Raw genomic sequence first — 7,109 nt, 5'->3', positions numbered from 1 at the left:
GTCCCGCCAGCACCAGCACGGACACCAGCGCCGGCACGAACATCACCGCCGTCTCCACGGCCAGGCTCTCCGCCGACGGCATGCTCGCGAACCCGGGCCTTGACGGCGGCTCGCCGCGTTTCAGGCGACTTCCTGGACGCCCCAGGAGCCGGTGAAGCGCTCGCCCGGCTTGAGGTCGACGAGGCCCTCGCCCGACGCGAACGCGTTGGGCGGGCAGGTCATCGGCTCGACGCCGAGGCCCTCGCGCGGGGCCGGGGCGTTGTCGGCGGTGTAGATCTCCATCCACGGGTGCGCGTCGTCGGCCCACAGCCGGACGGTCCGGCCGTTGCCGGCGAGCGTCACCCAGGCGAGGCCGTCCTCGTCGCGGTGCACCTCCGCGAACGCATTGTCGATCTTCCGGGCGCCGAGCAGCGGCCCGTCCCGCAGGTCGTGGTCGGTGCCGGTCACGTCGGCGTCGCCGCCGGACGGGATCATCCGGTCGTTCACCGGGATGTACCGGTCGGCGCGCAGCGTCACCGTGCACTCGTCGATCGGTACGCCGACCGTCAGGTACGGGTGGGCGCCGTGGCCGTACGGCGCCGTCCGCGTTCCGGGGTTGGACGCCGTCATCCGGACGCGCAGCCCGTCGGCGGCGTCCAGGCTGTACTCGGCCTCCAGGTCCAGGCGGAACGGGTAGCCGGCGGTGCCGAGCAGCCGGTGCGTCAGCCGGACCCGGTCCGCGGTGTGCTCGGCGACCCGCCACGCCGCCCACCGGACGAGCCCGTGGATCGCGCAGTCCAGGTCCGGCTCCGACACATCCAGCTGGTAGGCGGTGCCCTCGTAGGTGTACCGCCCGCGGTCGACGCGGTTCGGCCACGGGATCAGCAGGTGCCCGAACGCGGCGGGGGCCGGCTCGTCCGCGCCGTGCGACAGCACCAGCGGCCGCCCGTCGCGGGTCAGCTCGCGCAGGCTCGCGCCCGACTCGGTGATGACGGCCCGGTAGGGCCCGGCGGCGATGGCGTACTGCGCTCCGGTGATCGACTCGGTCATGTCCCGGACGGTACCCCCACCCGGGCCCGCTACGCGATCTCCGCGAGGGCGTGCAGGGCCGCGGTGAACACGTTCGACGGCGGTTCGACGATCCCGGCGCCGACCTGGCCGGTCCCGGCCTCCCGCCCGGCGATGCCGGTGTCGATGACGGGCAGGATCCCGGTCCGCACGACCCGCGTCACGTCGATGCCGGCGGGGGTGCCGCGGAACGACAGCAGCGGGATCTGCAGCACCGGGTGCTCGGCGAGGGTGATCTCGTACATCCGCTGCGTCGCGGCGACCGCGTCCGGCACCTCGCCGCCGACGAACCGGACGATCGCCGGCGCGGCGGCCAGCGCGAACCCGCCCGTCCCGGCCGTCTCGGTGATCGCCGAGTCGCCGATGTCGGGGTTGGCGTCGTCCGGGCCGTACCCGCCGAGGTAGAGGCCGTCGGGCACGCCGGCCGGGCCGGTGAACCAGCGGTCGCCCGTCCCGGACACCTGGACGCCGAAGTCGGTGCCGTTGCGGGACATCGCCACGACCATGCTCGACCCGGGGACGTTCCGGGCCGCGTCCGCGCACGCCTTCGCCGCCGCCATCCCCGCGTTCAGGAAGAAGTGGTCGTTCCCGGCGGCGAACCGGAGCACCTCGGCGGCCCGGTCGCGCGGCACCTCGTCGGCCGCGGCGAGGTCCGGCGCGAGCTCCCGCAGCAGCAGCGACGTCGCCGCCCGGTTCCGGTTGTGCAGCTCGTCGCCCATCTGCAGCGCCTGCGCGATGACCGCCATCAGGTCGAGCGGGCCGTGCCGCCGCACGGCCGCCTGGAGCGCCGGGCCGAGCACCTCGCCCATCCAGGCCAGCCGCTCGATCACCTCCGGCCCGTACGCCCCGTACCGCAGCACCTTGCCGAGGCCCTCGTTCAGCGAGCAGCACGCGGTGCCGCCGTGCTCGGCGTCCTCCACGACCAGCATCCACATCGACGGGGACACCACGCCCGCCATCGGCCCGACCGCGCCGTGGTGGTGGCACGGCTCCAGGACGGCCGCGCCGCGCTCCAGCTCCCGCTCGGCGCCGCGCGGCGTCTCCGCGAGGCCCTCCAGCATCATCGCGCCGATCAGCGCGCCGCGCATCGGGCCGGACGCCCGGTCCCACTCCAGCGGCGGGCCCGCGTGCAGGAACGTTCCCTTCTCCAGGCCGAGCACGTCGCGCGCCGGCCGGACGTCCACCAGGTGCGGGCGCGCGGTCGTCATCCGCCGCACCGCCTCCGCGTTGGCGTCCGCGTGCCCGGGGTCGCCGAGCACCGCCGCGAGCGCCGCCTCCGTCCCCGGCGGCGGGGGCCGCCAGTCGACCCGCTCCGCCGGGACGGCCTGGTCGGCGAGGGCGTCCGCGAGCACGTCGACGCCCGCCGCGACGACCCGGGGGTCCCGCGTGAGGAGGCCGCCGAGCGGCGGCCGCACGTCCGTCATCCGGACACCCCCTCCACCAGCGCGACCGCGTGCCGGGCCGCCTGCGCGTTCGAGGCGAACACGGCGGCGCCCGCGTCCCGCAGCGCCTCCGCCTGCCGGTCGCGGTCCTGCGGGTCGGCGGGCGTCCCGCACAGCGACACCACCGCGGCGAGGTCGGAGCGGTCGCGCAGGGCGGCTCCGACGGCCGGTGCCAGCGACGCGGCCGGGTCCGGTTCGGCGCCGTGGCCGAGCACCACGTCCAGCAGCAGCACGCCGCACGCCGCGTCCGCCGCCTCCCGCGCGAGGGCCTCCAGCCGCAGCGTCGGGTCGATCATCGGGTGGGCGCGGCCCCGGGTGTAGGAGTCGTCGCCGAAGTCGGTGAACCGGTGCCCGCGCGCCCCCAGGTCCCAGCCGAGCGCGTCCCGCGCGATGACCTCGGCCTCGTCGCGCAGCGTCCCGCCCGCGAACAGGCCGCGCAGCGCCCTCCCCGCCGGCACCCGCGCGGGGCGCGGCGCTTCCCAGCACGGCCATCGCGGGACGGTCAGCCCGAGCGCCTTCAGCGCCTTCTCCACCGCCAGCGTCAGGTCGTCCTCGCCGGGCGCCGGCAGCGCGAACACCACCGGCGTGTCCAGCCGCCGCGCCGCCTCCCGGATCAGGTCCGCGACCTGCGGCGCCGGCGGCTTGGACACCAGCACGATCAGCTCGGTGCCCGGGTCGGCGTCCAGCGCGGCCAGCGCCGACAGCGCGGACCGCCCGCTGACCTCCGGCGACAGGTCCCGCCCGCCGACCCCGAGGACGTGCCGGACCCCGGCGCCCGCCGCGTCCAGCAGGCACATCACCTGCTGCGCGCCCGTCCCGGACGCCGCGACCACGCCGACCGGCCCCGGCCGCACCGCGTTCGCGAACCCGAGCCCGGCGCCGCCGACGACGGCCGTCCCGCAGTCCGGCCCCATCACGATCAGCCCGCGCCGCGCCGCCGCCTCCTTCAGCGCGATCTCCTGCGCCACCGGCACGTTGTCACTGAAGATCATCACGTTGAGGCCGGCGTCGAGCGCGTCCATCGCCTCCGGGAACACGTGCGGCCCCGGCACCGACACCAGCGCGACCGACGCCTCGCCGCGCGCCGCGGCGGACGCCGTCGTGCGCGGGGCGGGCGGCGCGCCGAGGATCCCGCCGCCGTCCGGGACGCGCGCGGCCTCCCGCAGCAGGCCGTCCAGCGCCTCCCGCGCCCCGTCGAGGCCGCCGCCCTCCGCCCGGACCGCGACGACCAGGTCCGCCGGGCCGGCGTCCGCCGGCACCGCGAACCCCATCCGCGCGAGCAGTTCCAGGTTCGGCTCCGTGCCCATCGCCGTCATCGCCGACGACACGTCCGGCCGCTCCGCCAGCAGGCGGCTCACCCGCATCAGGGTGACCGAATCGCGGTAGGCCCCCCGCCGCACCTCGACCCAGTCGGCGCTCATGGCGCCCCGCGCCCGTCCCGCCGGCCCGCCGCGGGGACGTTCCCCCGCGCCCCCCGGTCCGCTTCGCTCATGCCGTGTGCTCCGCCGGGTCCACCGCCGGGCGGCGGTGGCCGGGGGACGTGAGCGCGAGGGTGGCGCGGCAGCCCGCGAGGACCCCCCACGCCAGGTCCGTGCCGGAGGTGTGGCCGATCGCCAGCAGCCGCCGGACGGCCGCGGACGGCGGCTCGTGCCCGGTGACGCAGCGCAGCACCGCGGCGATCTCCCCGCCGGCGCCGCCCGCCGCCGCGCAGTGCAGCAGCGTCGCGGCGAGCGCGGTCGTGCGGGTGCCGGCGTCCGCGGTGACGGCCGCGCCGAGCCAGTCGGCGAGCCACACCGCCGTCCCACCGCGCTGGGCGGCGACGGCGCCGCCGACCAGCCGCAGCGACACCAGCAGCCCGCACAGGATGTCGTCGCCGCTCGGCGTCAGCCCGGGGCCGAGCCCGACGATCCGCTCGGCGGCCTCGACGGCGCCCGCGAGGTCGCCCGCGGCGCAGCACTCGGCGAGCGCCAGCGGGTCGGGATGCCCGGCGAGCCCGCCGCCCGCCATCCCCGCCGCGACGAACGCGTCCTCCAGGACGGCGACGCCGCGGGCGAGCGCGGCGGGCTGGACCAGGCCGAGCGCGGGCGCCGGGTCCCACCAGCGGCGCACCCGCACGCACAGCGCCCCGGCCTCCACGCGGCCGTCGCCGACCGTCGCCTCGTCGCCCTCGCGGACGGACCGGAACGGCTGCTCGCGGCGCTCGGCGGCGACCACCACGGCGTTCGGCAGCCGGACCGCGTCGCAGGTGACGACGGCCAGCACGCGCGGCTCGGGGCCGCCGCGGGTCTCCAGGTACAGCGCGGACGGGAACACCGCGATGACCCGTGCGGCGCGCCTTGGCGGGTCGAGCAGCGGCCGCAGCGCCAGGCTCGCCGCGCCGGCGGCGGGTGGCCGCCGTCCGGGACGGGCCGGGAGCGGGATCGGGTCGCGGACGAGTGCGGTCACGGATCCTCCCGAGGCCGGTGTCGGCTGCCGCCCGGATCGCGGGCGGCCCGGCCTCCGCCGAAACGGTAGAACGGCCCTCGCACCGGACGTATGGGGAAAGCTGCCAAGGATGGTTGTCATCGTTCGTCTTTGTTGTCAGTGTTGATCAGGAACCGGTAGCGATCACGCCACACGCGGCGATGTACGCACCAAAAGGCGAGGTGACCCCTGGCATGAGTTACACCAGTGCGGACCCGGGCCCACCGGCCCTGCGGCTCGCGAGCACCGGAACACTGACCTACGGCCTGTCCGTCGGCGAGGTCCTCGGCGCCAGCACCCTGAACGGCGCCCGCCTCATCGCGGGACGGTCCGGACTCGACCGGGTCGTGCAGCGGCTCAACGTGATGGAGGTCCCCGACATCCTGTCGTGGGTCAAGCCGAACGAGCTGCTGCTGACCACCGGCTACCCCCTCCGCAACACCCCGCAGTCGCTGGACAACCTGGTCGCCGACCTGGACGAGCGCGGCCTCGCGGCCCTGGCCATCAAGCTCGGCCGCTACCTGGACTCGCTGCCCGCCGAGATGATCGCGCAGGCGGACCGGCGCGGCTTCCCGCTCATCCTGCTCCCCAACGACGTCGGCTTCGACGACATCCTGAACCAGGTCCTCACCGACATCCTGAACCGGCAGGCGGCCGTCCTCGCCCGCACCGAGGAGGTGCACCGGGCGCTGGTGCAGATCGTGCTGTGCGGCGGCGGCCTGCAGGAGGTCGTGGACGAGGTCGCGTCGCTGCTGGACGTGGCGGTCGTGGTGCTGGACGGCGAGCAGCGGGTGCTCGCGGGCGCCGGGCCGGACGAGCACGTCCAGGCGATGCGGGGCTTCGACGCGGGCCGGCACGCGGCGTGCGGGCGCGGCGGCTGCGGCATCATCGGCGCGCACGGCACCGGCGACCACCTGGTGGTGCCGGTCGTCGCGGGCGGCTTCGACCACGGCCGGATCATCGCGTTCAGCCCGGCGGGCACGCTGCGCGGCTCGGACCTCGGCATCCTGGAGCGGGCCGCGACCGTCGCGGCGCTGGTGGTGACCAAGCAGCAGGCCGTCGCGGCGGTGGAGAGCAAGTACCGCGCCGACTTCCTGCGCGACATCCTCGCGGGCCGCGCCGGCGACGACGACCGGGTCGTCGCGCACTGCGGCGGGTTCGGCTGGGATCTGGACCGCCCGGTGATGGTGGTCGTCGCCGAGCTGGACGGGCGGCCCCGCGCCGCGGCGGCCGCGGCCTCCGCGACGGGCGCGGTCGGCGTGACGGTGCCGGCGCCGGCGCCGAGCCCGGAGAACGAGGGCAGGCCCCGCAAGCACGGCGCCGACCCCGGCCGCGGCCGGTCCGCCGACGCGCGGCGCGGCTCCGACCCGCGCGCCGCCGAACCGGCGCGGGCGCGCGCGGCCGACCCGGAGCCGGCGATGCGCGGTGTGCGGGGCGCGGAGGAGCGGGCGGCGCAGGAGCGCCTCGCCGCGGCGTGGAGCACCGCCGTGCGGCGGCACGACCGCGGCGCCGCGGTCGCCAGCTTCGCGCACGAGATCGTCGCGGTCGTCGGCGCGGACGCCGTCACGGACGGGGGCGGCGGCGAGCTGCCCGCGGGCCCCGTGCAGGCGATGGTGAAGGAGGCGGCGGCGCTGTTCGCCGAGCACCTGCCGGTGCGCCGCACGTTCTCCACCGGCATCAGCCGGACGGTGACGTGCCCGGCGGAGCTGCCGGAGGCCTACGAGCAGGCGGTGAAGGCGGTCCGGGTCGGGCGGCAGCTGCACGGCGCGGGCGCGCGGGCGCACTTCGACCAGCTCGGCGTGTACCGGCTGCTGAGCCTGGTGTCGGATCCGGCGGAGCTGCACGCGTTCGTCCGGGAGACCCTCGGCGAGCTCGCGGCCGACGACGAGCCGGAGCTGGTGGACCTGCGCCGCACCCTGCAGGTGCTGCTGGAGACGAACCTCAACGTCGCCGAGACGGCGCGGCGGCTGCACTTCCACTACAACACGCTGCGGTACCGGATCGGCAAGCTGGAACGGATGCTCGGGGCGTTCACCGAGGACGCGCATCTGCGGCTCAACCTCACCCTCGCCCTGCACGTGCTGCGCATGCGCGGTATCTGAGCGTAGCGGCACCGTCCGGGTCCGCCCGGACGGCGCGCCGAACTTCGGCAGATGT

At 76.8% G+C, this 7,109-nt stretch carries 5 protein-coding genes; 1 reads left to right on the top strand and 4 read right to left on the bottom strand.

What is annotated here, in order from left to right; translation table 11 throughout:
• Positions 1-120: 120 nt before the first annotated feature.
• The 4 genes from AB0C78_RS46525 to AB0C78_RS46510 all read right to left on the bottom strand — a co-directional run bounded on the left by AB0C78_RS46525 (position 121) and on the right by AB0C78_RS46510 (position 4,934).
• Entirely contained in the window at positions 121-1,029 is a 909-nt protein-coding gene (locus AB0C78_RS46525) for an aldose 1-epimerase family protein (protein WP_360761360.1), read from the bottom strand.
• A gap of 29 nt (positions 1,030-1,058) precedes the next feature.
• A complete protein-coding gene (locus tag AB0C78_RS46520; protein WP_360761358.1) occupies positions 1,059-2,471 on the bottom strand; it encodes a DUF1116 domain-containing protein in 1,413 nt (470 codons plus the stop codon).
• A complete protein-coding gene (locus tag AB0C78_RS46515) occupies positions 2,468-3,910 on the bottom strand; it encodes an FdrA family protein (RefSeq protein WP_360761356.1) in 1,443 nt (480 codons plus the stop codon). The genes AB0C78_RS46520 and AB0C78_RS46515 overlap by 4 nt, the downstream gene beginning before the upstream one ends.
• Before the next feature lie 67 nt (positions 3,911-3,977).
• Complete coding sequence (locus AB0C78_RS46510; RefSeq protein ID WP_225992420.1) at positions 3,978-4,934, bottom strand: DUF2877 domain-containing protein; 957 nt, start codon at positions 4,932-4,934, stop codon at positions 3,978-3,980.
• 212 nt (positions 4,935-5,146) lie between these two features.
• Here AB0C78_RS46510 and AB0C78_RS46505 point away from each other — a divergent pair, with 212 nt between their 5' ends.
• On the top strand, positions 5,147-7,054 hold the full coding sequence (locus tag AB0C78_RS46505; RefSeq protein WP_360761354.1) for a PucR family transcriptional regulator ligand-binding domain-containing protein: 1,908 nt from the start codon (positions 5,147-5,149) through the stop codon (positions 7,052-7,054).
• The last annotated feature ends 55 nt before the right edge of the window (positions 7,055-7,109 follow it).

Origin of the sequence: Actinomadura sp. NPDC048394, assembly GCF_040651755.1 — a bacterium.
In the GTDB taxonomy this organism is placed as follows: Bacteria; Actinomycetota; Actinomycetes; order Streptosporangiales; family Streptosporangiaceae; genus Spirillospora; species Spirillospora montaniterrae.
The sequence above is the reverse complement of the archived record's forward strand: the minus strand, read 5'-3'. Positions and strand labels throughout refer to the sequence as shown.

What these genes read in the sequence shown, in the direction of transcription:
- AB0C78_RS46525 (WP_360761360.1), bottom strand. Translation starts at nt 1,029, where the DNA reads ATGACCGAGTCGATCACCGGAGCGCAGTACGCCATCGCCGCCGGGCCC.
- AB0C78_RS46520 (WP_360761358.1), bottom strand. Translation starts at nt 2,471, where the DNA reads ATGACGGACGTGCGGCCGCCGCTCGGCGGCCTCCTCACGCGGGACCCC.
- AB0C78_RS46515 (WP_360761356.1), bottom strand. Translation starts at nt 3,910, where the DNA reads ATGAGCGCCGACTGGGTCGAGGTGCGGCGGGGGGCCTACCGCGATTCG.
- AB0C78_RS46505 (WP_360761354.1), top strand. Translation starts at nt 5,147, where the DNA reads ATGAGTTACACCAGTGCGGACCCGGGCCCACCGGCCCTGCGGCTCGCG.